General features: G+C 70.3%; 20 protein-coding genes, 2 rRNA genes and 2 pseudogenes. 19 read left to right on the top strand and 5 right to left on the bottom strand.

Annotation, left to right across the window (positions count from 1 at the left end; all coding sequences use genetic code 11):
* The first annotated feature begins 173 nt into the window (after positions 1–173).
* From D1J60_RS15430 to D1J60_RS15375, 12 genes and pseudogenes are all read left to right on the top strand, one after another.
* Positions 174–3,288 (top strand): 23S ribosomal RNA (locus tag D1J60_RS15430).
* Between the two features lie 75 nt (positions 3,289–3,363).
* Positions 3,364–3,480: ribosomal RNA gene (gene rrf, locus D1J60_RS15425) — 5S ribosomal RNA — on the top strand.
* Positions 3,481–3,611: 131 nt separating this feature from the next.
* Positions 3,612–4,265 carry an HAD family hydrolase gene (locus tag D1J60_RS15420; protein WP_125821491.1) on the top strand — a complete coding sequence of 218 codons (654 nt, stop codon included), beginning with the start codon at positions 3,612–3,614 and terminating at the stop codon, positions 4,263–4,265.
* 55 nt (positions 4,266–4,320) lie between these two features.
* Positions 4,321–5,544, top strand: a complete 1,224-nt coding sequence (locus tag D1J60_RS15415) for an MFS transporter (RefSeq protein WP_125821490.1) — start codon at positions 4,321–4,323, stop codon at positions 5,542–5,544.
* On the top strand, positions 5,516–6,664 hold the full coding sequence (locus D1J60_RS15410) for an acetoin utilization protein AcuC (protein ID WP_125604215.1): 1,149 nt from the start codon (positions 5,516–5,518) through the stop codon (positions 6,662–6,664). The genes D1J60_RS15415 and D1J60_RS15410 overlap by 29 nt, the downstream gene beginning before the upstream one ends.
* Positions 6,665–6,755: 91 nt before the next feature.
* A complete protein-coding gene (locus D1J60_RS15405) occupies positions 6,756–7,586 on the top strand; it encodes a phosphatase (protein WP_125821489.1) in 831 nt (276 codons plus the stop codon).
* 115 nt (positions 7,587–7,701) lie between these two features.
* Positions 7,702–7,911 (top strand): helix-turn-helix domain-containing protein, encoded by a 210-nt coding sequence (locus tag D1J60_RS15400; RefSeq protein WP_042803574.1) that lies wholly within the window; start codon positions 7,702–7,704, stop codon positions 7,909–7,911.
* Positions 7,912–8,055: 144 nt separating this feature from the next.
* Positions 8,056–8,154, top strand: a complete 99-nt coding sequence (locus tag D1J60_RS15395) for an AURKAIP1/COX24 domain-containing protein (protein ID WP_003948845.1) — start codon at positions 8,056–8,058, stop codon at positions 8,152–8,154.
* A 95-nt stretch (positions 8,155–8,249) separates the two neighbouring features.
* Positions 8,250–9,311 (top strand): NAD-dependent epimerase/dehydratase family protein, encoded by a 1,062-nt coding sequence (locus D1J60_RS15390; RefSeq protein ID WP_125821488.1) that lies wholly within the window; start codon positions 8,250–8,252, stop codon positions 9,309–9,311.
* Complete coding sequence (locus D1J60_RS15385; RefSeq protein WP_125821487.1) at positions 9,311–10,306, top strand: lysophospholipid acyltransferase family protein; 996 nt, start codon at positions 9,311–9,313, stop codon at positions 10,304–10,306. The genes D1J60_RS15390 and D1J60_RS15385 overlap by 1 nt, the downstream gene beginning before the upstream one ends.
* A gap of 126 nt (positions 10,307–10,432) precedes the next feature.
* A pseudogene (locus tag D1J60_RS15380) lies at positions 10,433–10,684 on the top strand (glycerol acyltransferase); the annotation flags it as partial.
* A gap of 126 nt (positions 10,685–10,810) precedes the next feature.
* Positions 10,811–11,062, top strand: a pseudogene (locus D1J60_RS15375) (glycerol acyltransferase); the annotation flags it as partial.
* A 182-nt stretch (positions 11,063–11,244) separates the two neighbouring features.
* Here the strand turns inward: D1J60_RS15375 and D1J60_RS15370 are convergent.
* The 3 genes from D1J60_RS15370 to D1J60_RS15360 all read right to left on the bottom strand — a co-directional run bounded on the left by D1J60_RS15370 (position 11,245) and on the right by D1J60_RS15360 (position 14,872).
* A complete protein-coding gene (locus D1J60_RS15370; protein ID WP_125821486.1) occupies positions 11,245–12,456 on the bottom strand; it encodes a DUF5667 domain-containing protein in 1,212 nt (403 codons plus the stop codon).
* 240 nt (positions 12,457–12,696) lie between these two features.
* Positions 12,697–13,503 carry an ECF subfamily RNA polymerase sigma factor, BldN family gene (locus D1J60_RS15365; RefSeq protein WP_125602564.1) on the bottom strand — a complete coding sequence of 269 codons (807 nt, stop codon included), beginning with the start codon at positions 13,501–13,503 and terminating at the stop codon, positions 12,697–12,699.
* 340 nt (positions 13,504–13,843) lie between these two features.
* Positions 13,844–14,872, bottom strand: a complete 1,029-nt coding sequence (locus D1J60_RS15360; RefSeq protein ID WP_125821485.1) for an HAD-IB family hydrolase — start codon at positions 14,870–14,872, stop codon at positions 13,844–13,846.
* 99 nt (positions 14,873–14,971) lie between these two features.
* Between D1J60_RS15360 and D1J60_RS15355 the strand changes: the two genes are divergently transcribed.
* The 7 genes from D1J60_RS15355 to D1J60_RS15325 all read left to right on the top strand — a co-directional run bounded on the left by D1J60_RS15355 (position 14,972) and on the right by D1J60_RS15325 (position 22,398).
* Positions 14,972–15,250, top strand: a complete 279-nt coding sequence (locus D1J60_RS15355; protein ID WP_125602560.1) for a glutaredoxin family protein — start codon at positions 14,972–14,974, stop codon at positions 15,248–15,250.
* A gap of 273 nt (positions 15,251–15,523) precedes the next feature.
* A complete protein-coding gene (locus D1J60_RS15350; protein ID WP_125602558.1) occupies positions 15,524–16,363 on the top strand; it encodes a redox-sensing transcriptional repressor Rex in 840 nt (279 codons plus the stop codon).
* Positions 16,360–18,252, top strand: coding sequence for a glutamyl-tRNA reductase (locus tag D1J60_RS15345; RefSeq protein WP_125821484.1), 1,893 nt, complete (start codon positions 16,360–16,362; stop codon positions 18,250–18,252). The genes D1J60_RS15350 and D1J60_RS15345 overlap by 4 nt, the downstream gene beginning before the upstream one ends.
* Complete coding sequence (gene hemC / locus D1J60_RS15340) at positions 18,249–19,217, top strand: hydroxymethylbilane synthase (protein WP_125821483.1); 969 nt, start codon at positions 18,249–18,251, stop codon at positions 19,215–19,217. The genes D1J60_RS15345 and hemC overlap by 4 nt, the downstream gene beginning before the upstream one ends.
* The gene (locus D1J60_RS15335; protein WP_125821482.1) at positions 19,214–20,899 is read left to right on the top strand and encodes a uroporphyrinogen-III synthase; all 1,686 of its coding nucleotides are present in this window, start codon (positions 19,214–19,216) and stop codon (positions 20,897–20,899) included. The genes hemC and D1J60_RS15335 overlap by 4 nt, the downstream gene beginning before the upstream one ends.
* A 156-nt stretch (positions 20,900–21,055) precedes the next feature.
* Complete coding sequence (gene hemB / locus D1J60_RS15330; protein ID WP_125596207.1) at positions 21,056–22,057, top strand: porphobilinogen synthase; 1,002 nt, start codon at positions 21,056–21,058, stop codon at positions 22,055–22,057.
* Positions 22,058–22,125: 68 nt separating this feature from the next.
* On the top strand, positions 22,126–22,398 hold the full coding sequence (locus D1J60_RS15325) for a DUF1876 domain-containing protein (RefSeq protein WP_125596210.1): 273 nt from the start codon (positions 22,126–22,128) through the stop codon (positions 22,396–22,398).
* Here the strand turns inward: D1J60_RS15325 and D1J60_RS15320 are convergent.
* Positions 22,395–23,141 (bottom strand): ABC transporter permease, encoded by a 747-nt coding sequence (locus tag D1J60_RS15320; protein ID WP_125821481.1) that lies wholly within the window; start codon positions 23,139–23,141, stop codon positions 22,395–22,397. The genes D1J60_RS15325 and D1J60_RS15320 overlap by 4 nt on opposite strands.
* Positions 23,138–24,058: an ATP-binding cassette domain-containing protein gene (locus D1J60_RS15315; protein WP_125821480.1), complete on the bottom strand. Its 921-nt coding sequence runs from the start codon at positions 24,056–24,058 to the stop codon at positions 23,138–23,140. Before D1J60_RS15315 ends, D1J60_RS15320 begins: the two co-directional genes overlap by 4 nt.
* Positions 24,059–24,133: the final 75 nt, after the last annotated feature.

Below are 24,133 nucleotides of genomic sequence, written 5' to 3'. Positions count from 1 at the left end.
GCGTGGAAAGAGAAAACGGATGAGCGAGGGTGCCTGGCGCGCTGTTGGGTCCTGAAGGCACGGCCGTCTGGTCAGTCTTCAGTGCCGGCCCCAGTGAACTCGCCAGCTTGTCTGGTGGGGTGATGGGTGGCTGGTCGTTATTTGAGAACTACACAGTGGACGCGAGCATCTGTGGCCAAGTTTTTAAGGGCGCACGGTGGATGCCTTGGCACCAGGAACCGATGAAGGACGTGAGAGGCCGCGATAGGCCCCGGGGAGCTGCCAACTGAGCTTTGATCCGGGGGTGTCCGAATGGGGAAACCCGGCAGTCGTCATGGGCTGTCACCCACTGCTGAACACATAGGCAGTGTGGAGGGAACGAGGGGAAGTGAAACATCTCAGTACCCTCAGGAAGAGAAAACAACCGTGATTCCGGGAGTAGTGGCGAGCGAAACCGGATGAGGCCAAACCGTATGCGTGTGAGACCCGGCAGGGGTTGCGCATGCGGGGTTGTGGGAATGAGCTTCAGTCGTCTGCCGGCGGCTGGGCGAGTCAGAAACCGTTGATGTAGTCGAAGGACATGCGAAAGGTCCGGCGTAGAGGGTAAGACCCCCGTAGACGAAACATCAGCGGCTTGCTTGCTCATCTCCCAAGTAGCACGGGGCCCGAGAAATCCCGTGTGAATCTGGCGGGACCACCCGCTAAGCCTAAATATTCCCTGGTGACCGATAGCGGATAGTACCGTGAGGGAATGGTGAAAAGTACCGCGGGAGCGGAGTGAAATAGTACCTGAAACCGTGTGCCTACAAGCCGTGGGAGCGTCGGGATCTTCGGATCCTCGTGACTGCGTGCCTTTTGAAGAATGAGCCTGCGAGTTAGCGGTGTGTAGCGAGGTTAACCCGTGTGGGGAAGCCGTAGCGAAAGCGAGTCCGAATAGGGCGATTGAGTTGCACGCTCTAGACCCGAAGCGGAGTGATCTAGCCATGGGCAGGTTGAAGCGGAGGTAAGACTTCGTGGAGGACCGAACCCACCAGGGTTGAAAACCTGGGGGATGACCTGTGGTTAGGGGTGAAAGGCCAATCAAACTCCGTGATAGCTGGTTCTCCCCGAAATGCATTTAGGTGCAGCGTCGTGTGTTTCTTGCCGGAGGTAGAGCACTGGATAGGCGATGGGCCCTACCGGGTTACTGACCTTAGCCAAACTCCGAATGCCGGTAAGTGAGAGCACGGCAGTGAGACTGTGGGGGATAAGCTCCATGGTCGAGAGGGAAACAGCCCAGAGCATCGACTAAGGCCCCTAAGCGTACGCTAAGTGGGAAAGGATGTGGAGTCGCAGAGACAACCAGGAGGTTGGCTTAGAAGCAGCCACCCTTGAAAGAGTGCGTAATAGCTCACTGGTCAAGTGATTCCGCGCCGACAATGTAGCGGGGCTCAAGCGTACCGCCGAAGTCGTGTCATTGCAGCAATAGGGCCAACGCCCGCTGTGATGGGTAGGGGAGCGTCGTGTGCCGGGTGAAGCAGCAGCGGAAGCTAGTTGTGGACGGTTCACGAGTGAGAATGCAGGCATGAGTAGCGATACACACGTGAGAAACGTGTGCGCCGATTGACTAAGGGTTCCTGGGTCAAGCTGATCTGCCCAGGGTAAGTCGGGACCTAAGGCGAGGCCGACAGGCGTAGTCGATGGACAACCGGTTGATATTCCGGTACCCGCTTTGAAACGCCCAATATCGAATCCTCTGATGCTAAGCCCGTGAAGCCGTTCCGGACCCTTCGGGGAATGGAAAGTGGTGGAGCCGGCGATCCAAGGTGGTAGTAGGTAAGCGATGGGGTGACGCAGGAAGGTAGTCCAGCCCGGGCGGTGGTTGTCCCGGGGTAAGGGTGTAGGCCGTGTGGTAGGCAAATCCGTCACACGTTAAGGCTGAGACCTGATGCCGAGCCGATTGTGGTGAAGTGGATGATCCTATGCTGTCGAGAAAAGCCTCTAGCGAGTTTCATGGCGGCCCGTACCCTAAACCGACTCAGGTGGTCAGGTAGAGAATACCGAGGCGTTCGGGTGAACTATGGTTAAGGAACTCGGCAAAATGCCCCCGTAACTTCGGGAGAAGGGGGGCCATTCCTGGTGATGAGACTTGCTCTCTGAGCTGGGGGTGGCCGCAGAGACCAGCGAGAAGCGACTGTTTACTAAAAACACAGGTCCGTGCGAAGCCGTAAGGCGATGTATACGGACTGACGCCTGCCCGGTGCTGGAACGTTAAGGGGACCGGTTAGTGACCTTTCGGGGTTGCGAAGCTGAGAACTTAAGCGCCAGTAAACGGCGGTGGTAACTATAACCATCCTAAGGTAGCGAAATTCCTTGTCGGGTAAGTTCCGACCTGCACGAATGGCGTAACGACTTCTCGACTGTCTCAACCATAGGCCCGGTGAAATTGCACTACGAGTAAAGATGCTCGTTTCGCGCAGCAGGACGGAAAGACCCCGGGACCTTTACTACAGTTTGATATTGGTGTTCGGTTCGGCTTGTGTAGGATAGGTGGGAGACTTTGAAGCAGCCACGCCAGTGGTTGTGGAGTCGCCGTTGAAATACCACTCTGGTCGTGCTGGATGTCTAACCTCGGTCCGTGATCCGGATCAGGGACAGTGTCTGATGGGTAGTTTAACTGGGGCGGTTGCCTCCCAAAGGGTAACGGAGGCGCCCAAAGGTTCCCTCAGCCTGGTTGGCAATCAGGTGTTGAGTGTAAGTGCACAAGGGAGCTTGACTGTGAGACCGACGGGTCGAGCAGGGACGAAAGTCGGGACTAGTGATCCGGCGGTGGCTTGTGGAAGCGCCGTCGCTCAACGGATAAAAGGTACCCCGGGGATAACAGGCTGATCTTCCCCAAGAGTCCATATCGACGGGATGGTTTGGCACCTCGATGTCGGCTCGTCGCATCCTGGGGCTGGAGTCGGTCCCAAGGGTTGGGCTGTTCGCCCATTAAAGCGGTACGCGAGCTGGGTTTAGAACGTCGTGAGACAGTTCGGTCCCTATCCGCTGTGCGCGTAGGAATATTGAGAAGGGCTGTCCCTAGTACGAGAGGACCGGGACGGACGAACCTCTGGTGTGCCAGTTGTCCTGCCAAGGGCATGGCTGGTTGGCTACGTTCGGGAGGGATAACCGCTGAAAGCATCTAAGCGGGAAGCCTGCTTCAAGATGAGTATTCCCACCTCCTTGAGAGGGTAAGGCTCCCAGTAGACGACTGGGTTGATAGGCCAGATGTGGAAGCCCGGTAACGGGTGGAGCTGACTGGTACTAATAGGCCGAGGGCTTGTCCTCAGTTGCTCGCGTCCACTGTGTTAGTTCTGAAGTAACGAACTCGCCTTGCCGGCTGGAGTTCAAACTTCATAGTGTTTCGGTGGTCATAGCGTTAGGGAAACGCCCGGTTACATTCCGAACCCGGAAGCTAAGCCTTTCAGCGCCGATGGTACTGCAGGGGGGACCCTGTGGGAGAGTAGGACGCCGCCGAACAATCATTGTGGGAAAGCCCCGCACCTTCTGGTGCGGGGCTTTTCTGCGTTCAGGGCCCGTTCGGGCGCGTTCAGCCGTTTACCGGCACGGGGTTGCCGTCAACCTGAGCTGACTGCTCGTATGGTGGGCCGATGGGCTATGAGCTGGTCATCTTCGACAACGACGGCGTCCTCGTGGACAGCGAGCCGGTCGCCAACACGATCCTCTCCGAGTACCTGACGGAGCTCGGGCACCCCACCACGTACGAGGAATCCCTCCGGGACTACATGGGGTCCGCCGTGCACCGGGTGCACGACCTCGTCCAGGAGCGGACCGGGCAGCGGCTGCCGGCGGACTTCGAGGGGGTCCTGAACGGGCGTCTCTTCGCCGCCTTCGAGCGGGAACTGCGGCCCGTCCCCGGAGTGGTCGACGTCCTCGGGGAACTGTCCGCGACCGGCATGCCCTACTGCGTGGCCTCGTCCTCCGGCCACGAGCGGATCCGGGTCGGGCACCGGGCGTCCGGGATGGACGAGTGGTTCGAGGAGGAGTGGATCTTCAGTGCGGAGGACGTCGGCAAGGGCAAGCCGGCACCGGACCTGTTCCTGCACGCCGCCGACATGATGGGGGTCCCCGCCTCGCGGTGCGTGGTGGTCGAGGACAGCCCCCTCGGCGTCGAGGCCGCGCGGGCCGCCGGGATGGACGTCCTCGGCTTCACCTCGATGGTGCCCGCCGAGCGGCTCGTCGGCGCCACCGCCTGCTTCGGGGAGATGAAGGAGCTGTCCGCCCTGCTCGGACTGGGCGGCTGATTGGGTGTGTGATCTCTCTACCCACGGGTAGTCGCGGGCCCTACGCTGTGCCGCCATGACGGTTGACGTACGGCTTCGCCGTGGGCGCGGGGCGCTCGGGTTCGGCTTCTTCGTGCAGGGCGTCGCCTTCGCCCTGCTGGTGACGCGGATCCCGGCCATTCAGGACCGGTACGGGATATCCGACGGGCTGCTGCCCGCGTTCCTCGCCGCCGTGCCGGTCCTCGCCGGGCTCTCCAGCGTGGCGACCGAGCACCTGGTGAAGCGCGTCCCGCCCGGCGTGGTGCTGCGGTGGGCGCAGCCCGTCGTGCTGCTGGCCCTGCTCGGTGTGGGGGCGGGCAGCGGGATGTGGCAGGTCGCGGTGGCCCTGGGGGTGTTCGGGCTGGCGGTGGGCGCGCTGGACGCCTCGATGAACATGCTCGGGGTGAGCCTGCAGCGGGCGTACGGGCGCTCCATCATGCTGGGGTTCCACGCCGCGTACAGCCTGGGCGGGATCCTGGGGGCGTCTGCGGCCTGGGCGGGCGCGCACTGGCACCTGTCGCTGTTCACGGGCTACCTGCCGGCGGTGGCGGTGCTGCTGCCGCTGGCGTTCGCCGGGAGCCGGTTCTACGTGGACGCGGCGGACGGGGGCGGGAAGGCGGAACAGGGGTGGCCGGCGGGCGGGGGGAAGCTGCTGCTGCCGCTGTGCCTGGTGATGGCCTGCGCGTACATCGGGGACTCGACGGTGGCGAACTGGAGTGCCAAGTACCTCCAGGACGTGCTGGGGAGTTCGGAGCAGCTGGCGACGGTCCCCTACAACGTGTACATGGTGACGACGCTCGCCGGGCGGGCGGTCGGGGACCTGGGGGTGCGCCGGTTCGGTGCGGTGGCCGTGGTGCGGGCCGGGACGGTGGTGGCCGCCGCTGGGTTCGGGGTGGTGGCGGTGGCGCCGGGGGCCGGGGTGGGGATGCTCGGCTTCACGCTGCTGGGGATCGGGCTGTGCGTGATCGTGCCGCAGACCTTCGCGGCGGCCGGGCGGCTGTTCCCGGGTGCGTCGGACACGGCGGTGGCGCGGCTGAACATCTTCAACTACGTGGGTTTCCTGATCGGTTCGCCGCTGGTGGGCGGGATCGGGGACGCCTGGAGCTACCGGGGCGCGATGGTCGTGCCGATGGTGCTGGTGTTGGTGACGTTGTTCCACGCCCGTTCCTTCGGCGCCGATGGGGCCCGATACGGTGTCGGGCATGAGCGGCGAGTCGGTGACCGGGCTGTTGATGTGGGACGAGGCGGTAACGGGGTATGACTTCGGACCGAGCCATCCGATGGACCCGGTGCGCCTGGCGCTGACCATGGGCCTGGTGCGTGCCTTCGGGCTGGACCGGGAGATGGAGGTGCGGGCGGCTCCGGCGGCCGGGGACTCGACGCTGCGGCTGGTGCACCGGGAGGACTACGTGGCCGCGGTGCGGGAGGTGTCGGCGGATCCGGGGCTGGCGGACGGTTCGTACGGTCTGGGGACCCTCGACGATCCGGCGTTCCACGGGATCCACGAGGCGTCGGCGCTGATCGCCGGCCAGTCGGTGGCGGCGGCGGAGGCCCTGTGGCGGGGGGAGGCCGGGCACGCGGTGAACTTCGCGGGCGGGCTGCACCACGCGATGCCGGGCGGGGCGGCCGGGTTCTGCGTGTACAACGACGCGGCGGTGGCCATCGCGCGGCTGCTGGAGCTGGGCGCGGAGCGGGTCGCGTACGTGGACGTGGACGTGCACCACGGGGACGGGGTGCAGGCGGCGTTCTGGGACGACCCCCGGGTGCTGACGGTGTCGCTGCACGAGCACCCGCGGACGCTGTTCCCGCAGACGGGCTGGCCGCAGGAGACGGGTGGTCCGGGTGCCGAGGGGAGCGCGGTGAACGTGGCGCTGCCGGCGGGGACCGGGGACGAGGGGTGGCTGCGGGCCTTCCACGCGACGGTGCCGGAGCTGCTGGCGGACTTCCGGCCGCAGGTGCTGGTGACGCAGCACGGGGCGGACACGCACTTCGAGGACCCCCTCGCGCACCTGGCGGTGTCGCTGGACGCGCAGCGGGCGGTGCAGGAGGCGTGCCACGCGCTGGCGCACGAGTACGCGGGCGGGCGGTGGCTGGCGCTGGGCGGCGGCGGGTACGCGGTGGTGGACGTCGTGCCGCGGTCGTGGACGCACCTGGTGGGGATCGCGGCGCACCGGCCGGTGGATCCGGCGGCGATGGTGCCGCAGTCGTGGCGGGACGAGGCGTACGCGCGGACGCGGCAGGGCGGGCCGGCCCGGATGACGGACGGGCGGACTCCGCGGTGGCGGGACTGGGAGGCCGGCTACGACCCGGCGGACCGTACGGATCAGGCCGTTCTGGCGACGCGGAGGGCGGTGTTCCCGCTGCGCGGGATGCTGGTGTGATGAGGGGTCAGTCGTCGGCGCGGTTACGCCAACTGTGGGGCTGTTGGGTGGAATTGATGAACCGGCAGGTGGGTTGCGGCAGCATCGGAGGGTGTTGAGCACCGGCGCGTTGCGTGCGCATCTGCTGGCCGCCCGGTTGGCCGGGCCCGTCGCCACGACGCGGGAGGAGAGCCTGAGCAGCTACCGGCTGTTCGCGGCGGGGGACCCGCGGGTGTTGCTGGGGCTGGAGCCGGAGCGGCGGTGGGGTGTGGGTGAGCTGCTGGGGCTGATGTCGGCCAAGTGCGGGGTGTCGGCGGATCCGGCGCACGTCAGGGGGCCGGACGTGATCGATCCGGAGCGGACGGTGGCGGCGCTGGAGGCGTTCGCCGTGCGGTTGGGGGCGGCGGCGGGGGCGCGGTCGCCGGTGCTGTTCGGGACGGGGCACCCGCATCGGCTCCTGCCCTTCTACGCCGGTTTGGCCCGGGCGCTGTCGGCGGCGGGATGTGTTGTCCTCACTCCGGCGCAGGGGGTGCATGTCGACATGGCGACCCGGTTCGGCGTACGGCCGCACCGGATCGATTACGTACGGGGGGTCGCGCTGGTGCGGGAGTCCGGCGCGCGGGGCGCGGGGAGTGCCACCGGCGCACACTCCCATTCGCCGCTGCCGGTTCGGGTCGCGCTGGGGGCGCTGGCGGCGGCCGGGGGGCCGTTGCCGGAACTGGTGGTGGGTGATCACGGGTGGGTCTGCGGTGCAGGTCAGCTGGGTGTGGAGGCGATCGGGCTGGGCGATACGAATGATCCGGCGCTGTTCGTGGGGGAGGCCGAGGGGCGGGTGGTGGTGACCGTTCCGCTTGATGACGGGGTGCGCTCGGACTACTACGGTCCGCTCATCCGGTTCGTGCTGCACCGGGCCGGCCTGTCGGGGCGTCAGGAGTGGCCGTAGCTCCTCTTCCCCACTCGTATCACCCGCCCCTACTCTGGGGAGTGAGCGTGCGACGACGAGGAGTAACCGGAGGGGAAGCCGGTGCCCGTCATGCGCGGAAGGTCAGGTGGGTGTCATGGCTGCTGGCGAGAGGCCTCTCAGTGAGGTTCAGTTCCTGACCGTGGCGGAGGTCGCCTCGGTGATGCGAGTGTCGAAGATGACGGTGTACCGGCTGGTGCACAACCGTCATCTGCCCGCGATCCGGGTGGGCCGGTCCTTCCGGGTCCCCGAGAACGCGGTCCACGAGTACCTCCAGGAGTCCTTCGTGGGGGTGGAGTCGGCCTGAGATCCAGGCCTCCTGCCGAGGCTTGGTAACTCCTGCGGAGGGCTCGGATTACAAGCTCTGAGTTTGGGCGGGTAGGCTAGGCCGACGTAGGTCGTGTGGGCCCAGACGCCCCGCACCAGTGAAGAGAAGTGAGCGAGGGTAGTCGTGGGCTCTGTTATCAAGAAGCGGCGCAAGCGGATGGCGAAGAAGAAGCACCGCAAGCTGCTCAAGCGCACCCGCGTCCAGCGCCGTAACAAGAAGTAAACGGCAGCTGTACGTGTTTTCCGCAGCCCCTCCACCATCCTGGTGGAGGGGCTGCGGTGCAGCCGGGGTACTTCTTCGAGGGAGGCGCTGAGCTCGTGGGGAAGGTCGTGCTCGTCACCGGGGCAGCTCGGCAGCTGGGGGGCCGCTTCGTGCGCCGCATCCAGCGCGACCCGGGGGTGGAGAGGGTCATCGCGGTGGACGCGGTGAGCCCGCCGCACCGGCTCGGCTCGGCCGAGTTCGTGCGTACGGACATCAGACAGTCGGCCATCGCCCGGGTGCTCGCGGAGCACGCCGTGGACACGGTGGTCCATCTCGCGGTCACCGGCGGGGCCGCGGCGGGGGCGCCGGGCGGGCGCAGCACCGTCAAGGAGACGAACGTCATCGGGACGATGCAGCTCCTGGGGGCCTGCCAGAAGTCCCCGACGGTGCGGCGGCTCGTGGTGAAGTCGAGCACCAGCGTGTACGGGGGCACGTCGCGGGATCCCGCGGTCTTCACGGAGACGACGCAGCCGAAGTCGCTGCCGGCGGGCGGCTTCGCGAAGGACGCCACCGAGGTCGAGGGATACGTACGGGGCTTCGCGCGGCGGCGGCCGGACGTGGCGGTGTGCGTGCTGCGCTTCGCGAACATCCTGGGGCCGTTCGCGGACTCGGCGCTGGCGGAGTACTTCTCGATGCCGGTGATGCCGACGGTGCTGGGGTACGACCCGCGGCTGCAGTTCGTCCACGAGGACGACGTGGTGGACGTGCTGAGGCTGGCGGCGGGGGAGCCGGAGCGGGGCACGCTGAACAGCGGGACGTTCAACATCGCGGGTGACGGGGTGCTGCTGCTGTCGCAGTGCGCGCGGAGGCTGGGGCGGCCGACGGTGCCGTTCCTGCTGCCGGCGGTGACGTGGGTGGGGCAGGCGCTGCGGGCGGTGGGCGCGACGGACTTCTCGCCGGAGCAGATCCGGCTGCTGACGCACGGGCGGGTCGTGGAGACCACGCAGATGCGTCAGACGCTGGGCTTCCGGCCCATGTACACGACCGCGGAGACCTTCGCGGACTTCGCGCGGAGCCGGGGGAGCGGGCTGCTGCCGCCGGAGCGGGTGGCGCGGGCCGTGGGGCGGGTCGCGGAGCTGTTGGACGTTGACGAGGTTGCCGAGGGAGTGGAGCGATAGTGGCCGACGCCAAGGTCATCCCGTTCGACGAGGACCGGCCGCGCCGGCGGGCCGGTGCGGCCCGGAAGGTGCGGGCGGTCCCGGACCGGCCGGAGCCGGTGGATCCGGTGGATCCGGTCGAGCCGGTGGAGCCGGCCCCGGTGCGGGGCGGCGGGGGTGGCTGGGACCGGCGGATCGCGGGCGGGCTGGCGTTCCTGCGCCGGCGGATCACGGGCGAGTACGAGGTCGACGAGTTCGGCTACGACAAGGAGCTGACGGACCAGGTCCTGATGTCCCTGATGCGGCCGCTGTTCGAGAAGTACTTCCGGGTGGAGGTCCGGGGCGTCGAGAACATCCCGAAGGAGGGCGGCGCGCTGATCGTGGCGAACCACTCGGGGACGCTCCCGCTGGACGGCCTGATGCTCCAGGTGGCCGTCCACGACCACCACCCGGCGCAGCGGCACCTGCGGCTGCTGGCGGCGGACCTGGTGTTCATGCTGCCGGTGGTGAACGAGCTCGCGCGGAAGGCCGGGCACACGCTGGCGTGCGCGGAGGACGCGCAGCGGCTGCTGGAGGCCGGTGAGCTGGTCGGGGTGATGCCGGAGGGCTTCAAGGGGATAGGGAAGCCGTTCGGTGACCGGTACAAGCTCCAGCGGTTCGGGCGGGGCGGTTTCGTCTCGACGGCGCTGCGGGCGGGCACGCCGATCGTGCCGTGCTCGATCGTGGGGGCGGAGGAGATCTACCCGATGATCGGCAACGCGAAGACGCTGGCGCGGCTGCTGGGGTTGCCGTACTTCCCGGTGACGCCGACGTTTCCGTGGCTGGGGCCGTTGGGGGCGGTGCCGTTGCCGACGAAGTGGACGATCCAGTTCGGTGAGCCGATCCCGACGGACGGGTACGCGCCGGAGGCGGCGGAGGATCCGATGCTGATGTTCAACCTGACGGACCAGGTGCGGGAGCAGATCCAGCACGCGCTGTACAAGCTGCTGGTCCAGCGACGGTCCGTCTTCTTCTGACGGTTGCCGGCCGCCGGTCGGCAGGGGCGGGGCCCGGTGCGTCGACGGACGGAGTCCGGCGCAGCCGGGCGAAGCCTGTGAGGCCCCCTGGGGCCGAGCAGCGCGAGGTCGGCGTCGTGAATTGGGTCGCTGGCGCGGCTGCTGGGGTTGCCGTACTTCCCGGTGACGCCGACGTTTCCGTGGCTGGGGCCGTTGGGGGCGGTGCCGTTGCCGACGAAGTGGACGATCCAGTTCGGTGAGCCGATCCCGACGGACGGGTACGCGCCGGAGGCGGCGGAGGATCCGATGCTGATGTTCAACCTGACGGACCAGGTGCGGGAGCAGATCCAGCACGCGCTGTACAAGCTGCTGGTCCAGCGACGGTCCGTCTTCTTCTGACGGTTGCCGGCCGCCGGTCGGCAGGGGCGGGGCCCGGTGCGTCGACGGACGGAGTCCGGCGCAGCCGGGCGAAGCCTGTGAGGCCCCCTGGGGCCGAGCAGCGCGAGGTCGGCGTCGTGAATTGGGTCGCTGGCGCGGCTGCTGGGGTTGCCGTACTTCCCGGTGACGCCGACGTTTCCGTGGCTGGGGCCGTTGGGGGCGGTGCCGTTGCCGACGAAGTGGACGATCCAGTTCGGTGAGCCGATCCCGACGGACGGGTACGCGCCGGAGGCGGCGGAGGATCCGATGCTGATGTTCAACCTGACGGACCAGGTGCGGGAGCAGATCCAGCACGCGCTGTACAAGCTGCTGGTCCAGCGGAGGTCGGTCTTCTTCTGACGGTGCGGTGGGGGCGGGGTGGGGTGCCGCTGCGCGGAGCTGCTCCCCGCCCCGCCCTTTCTCCGTTTCCCGGGGCGCCGCCCCGGACCCCGCGCCTCAAACGCCGGCGGGGCTGGATGGCCGGAGCCCGTGCCGGAGCGCCCGGCGGGCTGGGAGGACCAGCTCGCCGGGCGCTTCCGTTGTTACTCGGCGTCCTCCGCCTGGATGCCCAGGCCTGGGAGGAGGCCCGGGAGGAGCGGGGGGAGGGTGATGTCCGGCTGGGGTTGGGCCGGGGGTGCCGAGGGGGGCGGGGCGGACTGGCCGTGCGACGGCGGGTTGAGCAGGTTGCCCGTGCCGCCCAGGAGGCCGCTGCCGGGAGCCGGGGCGCGGCTGCCGGAGGGGCTGGGGGCGGCCGGGGTCTGCGCCGCGGCGGGGGAGTCCGGTGCCGGTGCGGGCTGCTGCTTGCCCGTCGCCGGGGTGCTCGGCCTGGCGGGGCTTCCTCCGGGGCCGCCGCGCTGCTGCTCGGGGGGTTTGGGCAGCAGCCCCTGGAGCGGCGCCACCTCATCGTCTATGGCCTGGAAGACGGAGGTCACCTGGTCGCCCACGTCCGTCAGCTGCGGCGGCAGGTTGGACCGGAGCCGTCCCCACGCGTCGCGGTGGGAGTTGGAGAACGAGGACAGGGTCTGGATCGGGCCGAGCGAGCCGTCCCGCTTGTAGGCCGCCTGGAGCAGCCGGTGGCCCTCTGCCGCGTCGTGCTGCATGCCTGCCAGGGCCCGCCGGATCTCGCCGAGGACCTCGTGGTCCAGGGGTCCGGAACGGCCGCGTTCCATCAGCCGGCGCGCTTCCGACAGGCGGTTCGAGGCCCGGTCGAGGTAGACCTCGCCCCGGTCCGCGCCGTCGTCGGCCATGCCCAGCTTGAGGTCCTCCATGCCCAGCTTGACCGGGTACAGGGGATCACCGGGCAGGGCGTCGGTGCTGGCAGCGGCCACTCCGCTGAAGGCCCCTGCGGCCACACCCACGGTGAGGCCCCCCGCTGCGATGCCCTTGGACCAGCGGGAGCGGGGCCGCAATTTCCGGAGCGAGGTCGCCCGGTGGGCGCCGCGGCCGGTCCGCTGCTCGGGCACCAGAGGGTCCGCGGCGGCACCGCCCCCGGCCCTCTCCTCCTTCACCATGGCCTCCATGGCGGCTACGAGCTGTGCTCGTTGCACCACTTTGACCTCGGGGTCCAGCACCGGGCGCGGCATTTCGCCGAGCACGCTCGCCAGGGCCAACAACCGTTCGTGGTCGGCGGATTCGGCAGGTGCCTCGGACTGCTCGGCCGCCGGGTCCGGTTCCGAAAGAGCGGACGGGGTCCGATCCTCCAGGGCCTGGGCGAAGGCGTTCGCCCGCCGGTGCGGAGTCACGTTCGCGATCACTGGCGGCACCTCCTCTCGTCATGACGATCGACTCCCCAAGGTGTCCGGAAGGTTGCCTTCCTTGAGCACATCCACACTTTCGGGTGAGCGGCTTCGGGCAGGGCTTGTCCACAGGGAGCCTGCATTCCGCACAACGAGCGGCGCGGCACTTGGGTTACGGACGAAGGATGATCGGACCACAGCGTCATCGAGGGGTCACCGGTCGTGGGGTTGTGTAGTCGTAAGCGGGAGGGGGCCGGGTCAGCGGGCGTCGTCCGGCAGCAGGCGGGCCAGGGTGCGGACCGCCCGGTACTGGAGCGTCTTGATGGCCCCTTCGTTCTTGCCCATCACCCGGGCCGTCTCGGCGACCGAGAGGCCCTGGAGGAAGCGCAAGGTGACGCACTCCTGCTGCTGGGGGTTCAGTTTCCGCACGGCTTCGAGCAGGGCCGCGTTGGAGAGGGACTCCAGGACGGAGTCCTCGGGGCTGCGCTCCACCTCGTTGGCGTCGAGCATCTCGCCGGTGGTGACCTCCAGCCGGAAGCGGCTGGACTTGAAGTGGTCGGCCACCAGGTTCCGCGCGATGGTCACCAGCCAGGCGCCGAAGTCGCGGCCCTGCCAGGTGAAGGTGGAGATGCGGCGCAGCGCGCGCAGGAAGGTCTCGCTGGTGAGATCCTCCGCGGTCGCCTTGCCGCCGACGCGGTAGTAGATGTAGCGGTACACCGTGTCGCTGTACTGGTCGTAGAGGCGGCCGAAGGCCTCCGCCTCGCCGGCCTGGGCGCGTTCGACCAGGTCCATCATGCGGGCCTGGTCGCTGTCCGCCGTGGGGCGGCGGGCGGTGGGCGTGCTGGTGCCGCTGGTGGCGGCGGAGCCCGCGCGACCGCGTCTGCCCACGGTCGCCCCGCCGTCCGTCAGGGCGTAGCAGGGGCCGGCCGGGCCGAGGCCGGCAGGGACCGCGGCGGCGAAGGCGGGGACGGCGTACGCGGTGGGGACGAAGCCGCGCAGGTGGTCGAGGACCGTCGCGCGCAGCGTAGCCAGGCCCGAGGCGTCAACCCCGACAGGTGGGTACACGGGACTCCCAGAGGCAGAGCTTCCATCACGTGCAGTGCGGGACCGTTCACCCGTCGTGGGGACGGATGGGCGGTGGCATGCGTTTGAGGAGAATAACGCTTCGTACAGGCAGCGCTACACCCAGTTGCCTAAATCACCGGTTCCGACACTTCTGTTGCGTGTCCAGGGCATATTCAGGCCTGGTTGGTGATCGATTCCTGATCGCTTGGATGCACGGAATGGACGCTTCCACGGTGGCTCGCGACCGAGTCGGGCAGGCCGGAGTGCCGCGCCGACGGCGCGGGTAGAGGGGAGCGAATGACGGCGGGGCGGCCCGCCGGAGGGCGGGGGCCCGCCGTTGCTACTTGCGGCGCCGGTGCAGGGCGATGGCGGCGGCCGCGCCGCCCGCGATGGCGCCGACTCCGGCGGCCGCCGGTACGCCGACCTTCACGGCCTTGCGGCCGGTCCGATAGTCGCGCAGCCGCCAGTCGTTGGCCCGGGCATGCTTGCGCAGTTTTGTGTCGGGATTGATCGCGTACGGATGTCCGACCAGGGACAGCATCGGGATGTCGTTGTGCGAATCGCTGTACGCGGCGCAGCGTTCGAGGTCGAGGTCCTCGGCGGCGGCCAGCGCGCGCACCGCCTCCGCCTTCGCGGGGCCGTGCAGCGGCTCGCCGACCAGGCGCCCGGTGTAGACCCCGTCCACGGACTCGGCGACGGTGCCCAGGGCGCCGGTCAGGCCGAGGCGGCGGGCGATGATCGTGGCCGTCTCGACGGGGGCGGCGGTGACCAGCCACACCTTCTGGCCGGCGTCGAGGTGGGCCTGGGCCAGGGCGCGGGTGCCCGGCCAGATCCGCTCCGCCATGTACTCGTCGTAGATCTCCTCGCCGATGGCCATGAGTTCGGAGACCTTGTGGCCCTTGACGATGGACAGGGCGCTGTCGCGGGCGTCCTGCATGTGCTCGGGGTCCTCGACCCCGGCGAGCCGGAACCAGGCCTGCTGCCAGGCGAAGCGGGCCAGTTCGCGGCGGCGGAAGAACTCGCGCTTGTAGAGGCCGCGGCCGAAGTGGAAGATCGCGGCGCCCTGCATGACGGTGTTGTCGAGGTCGAAGAAGGCGGCGGCGAGGTCGTCGCCGTGGACCGGGAACTCCGGCTCGGCGGCCTCGGCCTCGGCGGCTTCGGCGGCTTCGGCTTCGGCGGCGGCCGCGGTGCCGGGGGCTTCCCCGGGCGCGGGCGCAGGCCCGGTCTCCGGTGCGCCGGCCGCCTCGGGGGCGTGTGGCGCACCGGCCTGAGCGGTCTTGCGGGCGGCCTCGGCCGAGGCCTCGCCTGCCAGTACGCTCCGCGCCGTCGCGGAGCGCCTACGGGGGGTGAGCCATCCCAGAGCGGCCATGACGCGAGCATAGCCATTGTGTTCGGGAGTTCCCGAACCGCCCGGAAACGGAGCGGTTAACTCTTCGGGCATGCCGGGCAGGCGCGGGACAATGGCGGCATGAGCCCTTTGCTGCGCCGTAAGGAAAAGAAGCGTCCCGGAGAGCGGATGGTGACGCTCATCGGGAAGCCGGGGTGCCATCTCTGCGATGACGCCCAGGAAGTGATCGAGAAGGTGTGCGCCGAGACGGGCGCACAGTGGGAGAAGAAGGACATCTCGCAGGACGAGGAGCTCTACCGGCTGCACTGGGAGCAGATCCCGGTGGTGCTGGTCGACGGTGAACAGCACACCTTCTGGAGGGTGAACCCTGACCGGCTGCGTCGGGCATTGGGAGCCTGACCGTTTCGCCCGTTACCATCATGGGCGTTTTGTGGGGACTCGGGGGCGTATCGATGAGGAGTGTGTACCGTTTTGCCCCCCTCGGGATTTGAACGGGTTCGGCCCGTTCCCGGCCCGGGCCCCATCTGCCCAGCCCGCGTGACCCCGGTCACTTTGGACGGACAAAGCGGACACAATCTTTGTGCACGCGTTCACAAAGACATAGCCTGCATTCGACGGGGCGGTCCTGGGACAAGAGGCCGCCTGCAGCCCCGCTCATCCCGCAGGAGCATCGTGGCAACTGGCCGAACTCACCGACCGGCGACCCGCAGCCGAGGTATTCCCGAGGCCACTGTCGCCCGGCTTCCGCTGTACTTGCGCGCACTCACCGCGCTCTCCGAGCGATCGGTGCCCACGGTGTCCTCCGAGGAGCTCGCGGCCGCCGCCGGAGTCAACTCCGCGAAGCTGCGCAAGGACTTCTCCTACCTCGGCTCGTACGGCACGCGCGGCGTCGGCTACGACGTCGAGTACCTCGTCTACCAGATCTCCCGCGAACTCGGCCTCACCCAGGACTGGCCGGTCGTCATCGTCGGCATCGGCAACCTCGGCGCCGCCCTGGCCAACTACGGCGGTTTCGCCTCGCGCGGCTTCCGCGTGGCCGCGCTGATCGACGCCGACCCGGCCATGGCCGGCAAGCCGGTCGCCGGCATGCCCGTGCAGCACACCGATGATCTGGAGAAGATCATCGAGGAGAACGGCGTCTCCATCGGCGTCATCGCCACGCCCGCGGGCGCGGCCCAGCAGGTCAGCGAGCGGCTGATCGCCGCCGGCGTGACCTCCATCCTGAACTTCGCGCCGACCGTGCTGTCCGTGCCCGAGGGCGTGGACGTGCGCAAGGTCGACCTGTCCATCGAGCTCCAGATCCTGGCGTTCCACGAGCAGCGCAAGGCCGGCGAGGGCTCCGGCGCCGCCGGTGCGGACGTGGACGCCGACACCGAGCCCGGCGGGGACGCCGCCGCGGGCGCCGCGCCCGTCGCCGCCGTCGAGCCGCCGGCCGGCCGGGCCGCCGCGGCGGCCGCCGCCGCGCGCAAGAACGGTCCCGAGGGTGACGTGCCGGCGGTGATGCCGGCATGAGTCTGCTCGTCGTAGGCCTGAGCCACCGCAGCGCGCCGGTGAGCGTGCTGGAGCGGGCCTCGCTGTCCGCCGACGCCAAGGTCAAGCTGCTGCACGACACCCTGGCCGCCGAGCCGGCGGCCGAGGCGACCGTGCTGGCCACGTGCAACCGCATCGAGCTCTACGCCGACGTGGAGAAGTTCCACGCCGGCGTCGCCGAGCTGTCCACGCTGCTGGCCCAGCACAGCGGGGTCGCGCTGGAGGAGCTCACGCCGTACCTGTACGTGCACTACGAGGACCGGGCGGTGCACCACCTGTTCTCGGTGGCGTGCGGGCTGGACTCGATGGTCGTCGGCGAGGGCCAGATCCTCGGCCAGATCAAGGACGCGCTGGCGTTGGGGCAGGAGCTCCACACGGCGGGCCGGCTGATCAACGACCTGTTCCAGCAGGCGCTGCGGGTCGGCAAGCGGGCGCACTCCGAGACCGGGATCGACCGGGCCGGGCAGTCGCTGGTGACCTTCGGCCTGGAGCAGCTCGCCGCGCACCAGCCGGTGGGGGAGTGGGCCGCCGGGAAGCGGGCGCTGGTGATCGGCGCCGGGTCGATGTCCTCGCTGGCGGCGGCGACGCTCGCGCGGGTGGGTGTCGCCGAGGTGGTCGTGGCGAACCGGACCGCGGAGCGGGCGGAGCGTCTTGCGGAGATTTTGGTTGCCTCGGGCACTGGTGTCGCGGCCCGGGCCGTTCCGATGTCCGCCGTGGCGGGGGAGCTCGCGCGGGTGGACGTGGTCGTGTCCTGTACCGGGGCCACCGGGCTGGTGCTGACCGGGGACGACGTCACGGCTGCCCTCGCCGCTGCCGGGGTCCCTGCGGGGCTCTCCCCCACCCCGCCCCTTCCCGAAACCGGGGGCGAGCCCCCGGCCCCCTCCTGGGGGCTGCGCCCCCAGACCCCCGCTCCTCAAATGCCGGCGGGGCTGGAGAACGGGGCTGCGCCCCAGGCCGCCGGGCCGGGGACGGCCGACGGCTTCGCCGCGCCCCAGGCCTCCGGGCCGGCGGTGGCCGACGGCTTCGCCGCGGTCGGTGTGCTGGGCTCGGCCTTCGCGGCTGCGCCGCAGGCCGGGGTCGACGCCGAGGTCGTGGCGCGGCTTGCGGCCGCAGCCCAGGCCGGGCGGCGGATCGCCGATGCCGGGGCCGTGCGGACGATCACCGCGCCCGCGCCGGCCGAGGGCGACGCCTGTCCCGTCGGGCTCGACACGTCCGCCGGCGGCGGCCGCTCGGCGCTGGCCGGGGTCGACGCCGGGTCGCTCGAACTGCACGGGGCCTGGGCCGATCAGGGTGAGGCCGCCGCGCAGCGGCAGCCGCGGCGGGCGGCGCGGGCGCTGGCCGACGGGGCCGTTCCCGTACGGCTGGCGCTGCTGGACCTGGCCATGCCCCGGGACATCGACGGGGCCGTGCACCGGATTCCGGGCGTTCGGCTCGTCGACATCGAGAGCCTCGCGGAGGCGTCCGCGGACGCGCCGATGGCCGCCGACGTCGACGCCGTACGCGCGATCGTCGCCGCGGAAGTGGCCGCGTTCGGCGCCGCGCAGCGGGCCGCGCACATCACGCCCACCGTCGTCGCCCTGCGGGCGATGGCCGCCGAGGTCGTCGCCATGGAGGTGGCACGGCTCGACGGGCGGGTACCCGATCTCGACGAACGGCAGCGCGCGGAGGTCACCCAGACCGTGCGCCGCGTCGTCGACAAGCTCCTCCACGCGCCGACCGTGCGCGTCAAGCAGCTCGCGAGCGAGCCCGGCGGCGCCGGGTACGCGGAGGCGCTGCGCGAACTCTTCGACCTCGACCCTCAGACGGTGGCTTCCGTCAGCCGGGCGGACGCGGCCGATCCGATGAACGACGACCCAGGACGGGCATCATGAACACACGTCCCGACCAGCCCCTCAGGCTCGGCACGCGGCGCAGCAAGCTGGCCATGTCCCAGTCCGGGCACGTCGCCGAGGCGGTACGGGCGATCACCGGCCGGCCCGTCGAGCTCGTGGAGATCACGACCTACGGTGACGTGTCCCGCGAGAACCTCGCGCAGATCGGCGGCACCGGCGTGTTCGTCACGGCGCTGCGCGACGCGCTGGTGCGCGGCGAGGTCGACTTCGCCGTGCACTCGCTGAAGGACCTGCCGACGGCGCAGCCCGACGAGCTGGTCATCGCGGCCATGCCCAAGCGCGAGGACCCGCGCGACGCGCTGGTGGCCCGCGACGGTCTGACCTTCGAGCAGCTGCCGGACGGGGCCCGCGTGGGTACCGGTTCGCCGCGCCGCATGGCGCAGCTGAACGCGTACGCCCGCAGCCTGGGGAAGTCCGTCGAGACCGTCGCGATCCGCGGCAACGTCGACACCCGGATCGGCTTCGTGCGCGCCGGGGAGCTGGACGCGGTCGTGCTGGCCGCGGCCGGCCTGAACCGGATCGGGCGCGGCGACGAGGCGACCGACCTGCTGTCGGTCGACAACGTCCTGCCCGCGCCCGGCCAGGGTGCCCTGGCCGTGGAGTGCCTCGCCTCCGACGCGGACCTCATCTCCGCGCTCGGCCGGCTCGACGACCCGCACACGCGGGCCGCCGTGACCGCGGAGCGTGCGCTCCTCGCCGCCCTGGAGGCCGGGTGCAGCGCACCCGTGGGCGCGCTCGCCGACCTTCTGGCCGACGGGCAGATTGTCAATGAAATGCGCCTGCGTGGTGTCGTCGGGACCCTCGACGGTTCGACGCTGGTGCAGCTGTCCACCACCGGTCCCGTGCCCCAGTCGTACGACGAGGCCATGGCGCTCGGCCGCGAACTCGCGGACGAGATGCTGGCCAAGGGCGCGGCCGGTCTGATGGGGGAGCGATCCCTTTGAACCCCTCAAGCCCCACCACCTCCCCCTTCGCGGGCGTAGCCGCCCCCGGGCTCGTCACCTTCCTCGGTGCGGGTCCGGGCGACCCGGGTCTGCTGACGCTGCGCGCCGTCGAGGCGCTCGCTGCCGCGGACGTACTGATCGCTGAGCCCGAGGTGCTGGAGGTCGTACGGACCCATGCGCGGGCGGGCGTCGACACGCCGCAGCTGACGGTCGCTGACGAGATGTCAGCAGCCGCCGGTGTCCCGGCGATCCGTACTCCCTCGACCGCCGCGGACGTTGCCAATCTTGTCATGGAGGCCGCGCGCTCCGGCAGGCGGGTCGTCCGTGCGGTGACGGGTGACCCCGGACTGGAGGGGAACGCGGCCGAGGAGATGCTCGCCTGCGCCCACCAGGGGATCCCCTTCGAGGTGGTGCCCGGTGTGGCGACCGCCGTCGGCGTGCCCGCGTACGCGGGTGTCCCGCTGCGCGGGGAGCAGGGCGCGGACGTGCGGTTCGTGGACGCCCGGCACGCCTCGGCGCGCTGCTGGAGCGAGGTCGGCACGAGCGACTGCGGCGTGGTGGTCTCGGCGACGCTGGAGACGGTCGCGAGCGCGGCCGCCGAGCTGGTGGCCGCCGGCCGCAAGCCGGAGACCCCGCTGACGGTGACCGTGGGCGGTACGACGACCCGGCAGCGGACCTGGAGCGCGACGCTGGGCACGATCGCCCAGGTGTTCAAGCAGGGCAAGGTGCTCCCCTCGCCCGAGGGTTCCCGGCCGGTGATAGCCGTGGTCGGTGAGCAGGGTGCCGCGGCGCGGCGCGAGGAGCTGGCCTGGTTCGAGTCGAAGCCGCTGTTCGGCTGGCGGGTCCTCGTACCGCGTACGAAGGAGCAGGCCGCTTCGCTCTCCGACCAGCTGCGTTCGTACGGTGCGGTGCCGCACGAGGTGCCGACCATCGCGGTGGAGCCGCCGCGCACCCCGCAGCAGATGGAGCGGGCGGTCAAGGGTCTGGTGACGGGCCGCTACGAGTGGATCGCCTTCACCTCGGTGAACGCCGTCAAGGCGGTGCGGGAGAAGTTCGAGGAGTACGGGCTCGACGCGCGTGCCTTCGCGGGCATCAAGGTCGCCGCGGTGGGCGAGCAGACCGCGGCCGCGCTGGTGGAGTTCGGTGTGAAGCCGGACCTGGTGCCGAGCGGTGAGCAGTCGGCCGCCGGGCTGCTGGAGGACTGGCCGCCGTACGACCCGGTCTTCGACCCGATCGACCGCGTCTTCCTGCCGCGCGCCGACATCGCCACGGAGACGCTGGTGGCCGGGCTGATAGAGCTGGGTTGGGAGGTGGACGACGTCACGGCGTACCGGACCGTGCGGGCGTCGCCGCCGCCGGCGGACACGCGTGAGGCGATCAAGGGCGGCGGTTTCGACGCCGTTCTGTTCACGTCGTCGTCCACCGTGCGGAACCTGGTCGGCATCGCCGGCAAGCCGCACAACGTGACCGTCATCGCCTGTATCGGGCCGGCGACGGCCAAGACGGCGGAGGAGCACGGCCTGCGCGTGGACGTCCTGTCGCCGGAGCCGAGCGTGGGCAAGCTGGCGGAGGCGCTGGCCGCGTACGGGGAGGCGCGCCGGGAGGCGGCCAAGGCGGCCGGCGAGGTGGTGGCCCGCCCGAGCGAGCGGCGGCCGGGCGCGCGCCGGCGTCGCGCGACGTGAGGTGAGTGGTCGAAGGGGCCCGGGCGCGGTGTGCGCCCCGGGCCCCTTCGGCGTTTTCGGGGGCCGGTCCCCGGGCAGGGCCTGCGGCGGGCGGCGGGCGGGCGGGCTCTAGGCTGGGTGGTGACTGCTGTCGAAGCTCGAAGAGGCGACTAGAACATGAGCGCGTACGGATCCTTCCCCGGCTCGCGGCCCCGTCGGCTGCGTACCACCCCGGCGATGCGGCGGATGGTCGCGGAGTACCGGCTGCACCCCTCGGACCTGATCCTGCCGGCGTTCGTGCGCGAGGGCATCAGCGAGCCGCTGGCGATCTCGGCGATGCCGGGCGTGGTGCAGCACACCCGGGACACGCTGCGGAAGGCCGCCGTGGAGGCGGTCGAGGCGGGCGTCGCGGGGATCATGCTCTTCGGTGTTCCGGCGGACGAGAACAAGGACGCGCTGGGCACGGCGGGCACGGAGCCGGACGGCATCCTCCAGGTGGCGATCCGCGACGTGAAGGCCGAGGTCGGCGACGACCTGGTGATCATGTCGGACCTGTGCCTGGACGAGTACACCGACCACGGCCACTGCGGGGTCCTGGACGAGCACGGCCGCGTCGACAACGACGCGACGCTGGAGCGGTACGCGGAGATGGCGCAGGTCCAGGCCGACGCGGGCGTCCACGTGGTGGGTCCGAGCGGGATGATGGACGGCCAGGTCGGCGTGATCCGCGACGCGCTGGACGAGACGGGCCACGAGGACGTGGCGGTCCTGGCCTACACGGCGAAGTACTCCTCCGCCTTCTACGGCCCCTTCCGCGAGGCCGTCGCCTCCTCGCTCCAGGGCGACCGCAAGACCTACCAGCAGGACCCGGCGAACGCCCGCGAGTCGCTGCGGGAGCTGGCGCTGGACCTGGAGGAGGGCGCCGACATGGTCATGGTGAAGCCGGCCGGCCCCTACCTGGACATCCTGCACCGGGTCGCCGAGGCCGTGGACGTGCCGGTGGCGGCGTACCAGATCAGCGGCGAGTACGCGATGGTCGAGGCGGCCGCGGAGAAGGGCTGGATCGAGCGTGACCGGGCGATCATGGAGACGCTGCTCGGCATCAAGCGGGCGGGCGCGGACACGATCCTGACGTACTGGGCGACCGAGGTCGCGGGCTGGCTGCGCGCCGAGCGCTGACGCGGGTGCGTGCCGGGCGGGGCGGGCGCACCCTGGAGGGGTAGCCCGACTGTGGGAGGCGATCCGCCATGGCCACGCTCGCGGGATGGCACGTGGAGCTGGAGTTCACCGAGGACGGCCACCGCACCAACGCGGCGGCCATGCTCAGGCTCGGTGACGGCTGCGAGATGAGGGCGCGCGGCTACGCCATGCGCCATCCCTCCGACCCGGAGCAGCTGCGGGTCGGTGAGGAGATCGCGGGCTCGCGGGCCCTCATGGACCTGGCGTCGCAGCTGCTCCAGAAGGCGCACACGGAGATCGACGAGGTCTCCGGCAAGCACTCCTACCCGCTCAAGCGCTAGCGGGTGCGCGTCCGGAACAGGGCCGTCGCGAGGGCGAGGGCCAGGGCGGTGATCCCCGCGCACCAGGCGACGGCCGTCCACGGGGTGCTGCCCGCGGGCTGGTCCAGCAGCAGGGCCCGCAGCGATTCGATGACCGGCGTCAGCGGCTGGTGCCCGGCGAAGCCGTGCAGCCAGGACGGCATGGTGTCGATCGGGACGAACGCGCTGGAGGGGTACGGCAGGAACATCATCAGGAAGGTGAACCCGCCCGCCGCCTCCGGGGTCTTGGCGAGCAGCCCCAGCGCGGCGGCGAGCCAGGAGATCGCGGTGATGTACGCGACGAGCAGCCCGGCGGCGGCCAGCAGGGTGAGCGGCCCGCCCGAGGGCCGGAAGCCGATCGCGAGGGCGACCAGCAGCACCAGGGTGGTGGAGAGCAGGTTGCGTACGACCGAGGCCGCGACGTGCCCGGCGAGGATGGGCACGCCGCCGACGTCGAGGGAGCGCAGGCGGTCGACGATGCCCTTGCTCATGTCGTCGGCCACGCTCACGGCGGTGCTCGCCGCGCCGAAGCCGGCGCACAGCAGCATCGCCCCCGGGACCACGTAGGTCACGTACTCGGTGCCGGTGTCGATGGCCCCGCCGAAGAAGTAGACGAAGATCAGCATCAGCATGACCGGCAGCATCAGGGCGGCGATCAGCGCGTCCGGGCTGCGCCGGCTGATGCGCAGGCTGCGCCCGGCCATGGTGAGGGCGGTGGCGGTCATCGGGATGCTCCCGTCAGGGCGAGGAATACGTCGTCGAGGGTGGCGCTGCGCACGGCGAAGCGGGCGACGGTGGTGCGGTCGGGGTCGAGTTCGTCGAGCAGGGCCCGCACCTGGGCGGCGGAGCCGTCGGTGGCCAGGCCCAGCGTCAGGTCGTCGGGGGCGTGGTGCACGGCGCGGTCGGCGAGGGCCTCGTAGGCGCGGCGGCTGGTGAGGGTGAGGTCGAGGCGGTGCCCGGCGACGCGGGCCTTCAGCTCGGCCGGGGTGCCCTCGGCGGTGATCTTCCCGCTGTCGAGGACGGTGACCCGGTCGGCGAGCCGGTCGGCTTCCTCCAGGTACTGGGTGGTGAGCAGGACGGTGGTGCCGTCGGCGCGCATCTCCCGTACGGCGTCCCAGAGTTCGAGGCGGCTGCGCGGGTCGAGCCCGGTGGTGGGCTCGTCCAGGAAGAGCACCTCGGGCCGCCCGACGAGGCTCGCGGCGAGGTCCAGGCGGCGCCGCATCCCGCCGGAGTAGGTCTTGCTGAGCGCACCCGCGACCTCCGACAGGCCGAAGCGCTCCAGGAGTTCGTCCGCGCGGGTGCGGGCGTCGCGGGCGGAGAGCCCGGCCAGCCGCCCGGTCATGCGGAGGGTCTCGGTGCCGGTCTGGAGGTCGTCCAGGGCGGCGAACTGCCCGGTGAGCGCGATGCGTTCGCGTACGAGGGCCCGCGCGCCGGTGATGTCGTGCCCGGCGACGCGCGCGGTCCCGGAGTCGGGGGCGGTGAGGGTGGCGAGGATGCGGACGGTGGTGGTCTTGCCCGCCCCGTTGGGGCCGAGGAGGGCGAGTACGGAGCCCTTCGGGACGGCCAGGTCGAGGCCGTCGAGGACGCGGGTGCCGTCGTAGGACTTGGTCAGGGCGCGGGCGTACAGGGCGTGGTCGTTCACGGCTCATCCCTTCTGCGTATGGGTTACGCGCTTCTGCGTAAGTAATACACAGAACTAGGATGTGGGTCAACGAGA

The organism is Streptomyces sp. W1SF4 (genome assembly GCF_003950035.1).
In the GTDB taxonomy this organism is placed as follows: domain Bacteria; phylum Actinomycetota; class Actinomycetes; order Streptomycetales; family Streptomycetaceae; genus Streptomyces; species Streptomyces racemochromogenes.
This window is presented reverse-complemented; position numbering and strand designations above follow the sequence as displayed.

Coding starts and splice junctions, on each gene's coding strand:
- D1J60_RS15420 (WP_125821491.1), top strand. CDS start 3,612: ATGGGCTATGAGCTGGTCATCTTCGACAACGACGGCGTCCTCGTGGAC.
- D1J60_RS15415 (WP_125821490.1), top strand. CDS start 4,321: ATGACGGTTGACGTACGGCTTCGCCGTGGGCGCGGGGCGCTCGGGTTC.
- D1J60_RS15410 (WP_125604215.1), top strand. CDS start 5,516: ATGTGGGACGAGGCGGTAACGGGGTATGACTTCGGACCGAGCCATCCG.
- D1J60_RS15400 (WP_042803574.1), top strand. CDS start 7,702: ATGGCTGCTGGCGAGAGGCCTCTCAGTGAGGTTCAGTTCCTGACCGTG.
- D1J60_RS15360 (WP_125821485.1), bottom strand. CDS start 14,872: ATGGCCGCTCTGGGATGGCTCACCCCCCGTAGGCGCTCCGCGACGGCG.
- D1J60_RS15355 (WP_125602560.1), top strand. CDS start 14,972: ATGAGCCCTTTGCTGCGCCGTAAGGAAAAGAAGCGTCCCGGAGAGCGG.
- D1J60_RS15345 (WP_125821484.1), top strand. CDS start 16,360: ATGAGTCTGCTCGTCGTAGGCCTGAGCCACCGCAGCGCGCCGGTGAGC.
- hemC (WP_125821483.1), top strand. CDS start 18,249: ATGAACACACGTCCCGACCAGCCCCTCAGGCTCGGCACGCGGCGCAGC.
- hemB (WP_125596207.1), top strand. CDS start 21,056: ATGAGCGCGTACGGATCCTTCCCCGGCTCGCGGCCCCGTCGGCTGCGT.
- D1J60_RS15325 (WP_125596210.1), top strand. CDS start 22,126: ATGGCCACGCTCGCGGGATGGCACGTGGAGCTGGAGTTCACCGAGGAC.
- D1J60_RS15320 (WP_125821481.1), bottom strand. CDS start 23,141: ATGACCGCCACCGCCCTCACCATGGCCGGGCGCAGCCTGCGCATCAGC.